Origin of the sequence: Allobosea sp. TAB14 (genome assembly GCF_052113865.1) — a bacterium.
GTDB lineage: Bacteria > Pseudomonadota > Alphaproteobacteria > Rhizobiales > Beijerinckiaceae > Allobosea > Allobosea spartocytisi.
Genome location: NZ_JBFRDQ010000355.1, coordinates 1 through 1,575, shown reverse-complemented (window position 1 = coordinate 1,575; position 1,575 = coordinate 1). Strand labels below are relative to the sequence as shown.

Annotated in this window: 2 protein-coding genes and 1 pseudogene; 2 read left to right on the top strand and 1 reads right to left on the bottom strand. The window is 63.3% G+C overall.

Features of this window, described 5'->3' with window-relative positions; translation table 11 throughout:
* On the bottom strand, window positions 1–466 hold a 466-nt coding region (locus AB4Y99_RS27545), incomplete at its 3' end, for a YciE/YciF ferroxidase family protein (protein ID WP_441525589.1).
* A gap of 131 nt (window positions 467–597) precedes the next feature.
* Here AB4Y99_RS27545 and AB4Y99_RS27540 point away from each other — a divergent pair.
* Both AB4Y99_RS27540 and AB4Y99_RS27535 read left to right on the top strand, forming a co-directional pair.
* A pseudogene (locus tag AB4Y99_RS27540) lies at window positions 598–795 on the top strand (AtzE family amidohydrolase); the annotation flags it as partial.
* 429 nt (window positions 796–1,224) lie between these two features.
* The coding region (locus AB4Y99_RS27535; protein WP_441525588.1) for a response regulator at window positions 1,225–1,575 on the top strand (351 nt) is incomplete at its 3' end.

Sequence of the window (1,575 nt, the reverse complement as noted above, 5' to 3'; positions counted from 1 at the left end):
TCGACAGCTTCTGGTCGGTTGCATCCTCCTCCTCGAGGGTCTGCTGCAGCAGGGAAGCGCAATCGTCGCGGCCGAGTTGCTTGGCCCAGGCGACGAGGGTGCCGTAGCGCGTGATCTCGTAGTGCTCGACGGCTTGGGCAGCGGCGATCAGCGCGGCATCCAGTACCTGCTTGTCGGCCACGTCGCCGGCGATATCGCTCGCCTCATCGAGGATGCCGTCGATTGCCGGGCAGGTGATGCCTTTCTCCTCGACGCCGTGCAGCCGGAAGACCTGCTTCAGACGATCGATATGGCCGTCGGTCTGGCGAAGATGCGTCTCGAACCCGCTTTTCAGCTCTGGGCTTGTCGCCTTCTCGATCATGTCGGGAAGCGACTTCCTGATCTGATTTTCGGCATAGTAGATGTCCCGAAGCGTATGGACGAAGAGATCGTCCATCGTGGCGATGTCCTTGGAGAACCAACCCATCATCATCTCCTGATCTGGCGTTGCGTGTCTCCGCCCAACCGGGCTGCGCAGCGCGCGTTCCTGCGCTCCCATCGATTGTTCGATGCCGTACAGAGAGTGYAAAAGGCCAGCGAAACCGAGATTGCGACCGCAATATCGGATTGTTCACGCAGCCGATCTCCTGCGTCGGGCTGCCGGTGGCGGCCGTGCCCGTCTTCGGGGGCTTATTGCCGATCGGCGTTCAGCTCATCGCGGCGCCCTGGCGCGAGGATATCTGCCTGCGCGCAGCCTATGCCGTCGCCCGCGCCCAGGTCGCTTCCGCCCAGCCTCCGCGGCTGGACCATGACTGAATCGCCTGCGCAAGGGATGATCTGACGGCAGCGGATTTTGCAACGGATACTTTGGGCCGCACCGCGGATCGTCGAGCTTGCCGCCGCGAAGCGGACGTTCGCGATGTCCGCAACGGGCCAAAATCGTCGGTCGCTCGTCCGGGCGAGTTGCGCCAGAAGCGGAACTTGGGATCTCGTCAGCAAACGGACGTTCGGGACCGACCCGGCCGCTTCCGCCCCTTACTAAATCGGAAGCTCCGACCGGCCTGACGGATAGAGGCCGTGCGCATGCCGCGTCGGTCCGAGATTGTCTTTGCCCGGCCCTGCAGCCGCCCGGGGCGCTTGGCGGGGATGCCGCTCACACCGGACATCTTCTTCGACGAATGATCCATGTTAGGTTGCCGTGCGGCAACATCGTCGCCGGTTCTTGGATGTCAGTCTCGGCCCCGCATGAAGTTTCTCGTCGTCGATGACCATGCGCTGATCCGCGAAGCCATGCGCAGCGTGTTGCAGGTGGTCCGGTCCGATTGCATCGTGCTGGAAGCGTCTGACGCCGCGGCTGCGCTGGCGACGCTCGAACAGGATGATGACATCGATCTTGTGCTGCTGGATCTTCATCTGCCCGATCAGAACGGGCTGTCGCTGTTGGCGACCTTGGTGGAACGGCACCCGACCGTCGCTGTCGTCCTGATCTCGGGAGATCGGGAGCAGTCCACGATCCGTGATGCACTGGCGCTCGGGGCCCAGGGTTTCATCCCGAAGACCGAGACCCGCGAAGTCCTGATCGGAGCGCTCTCGCTC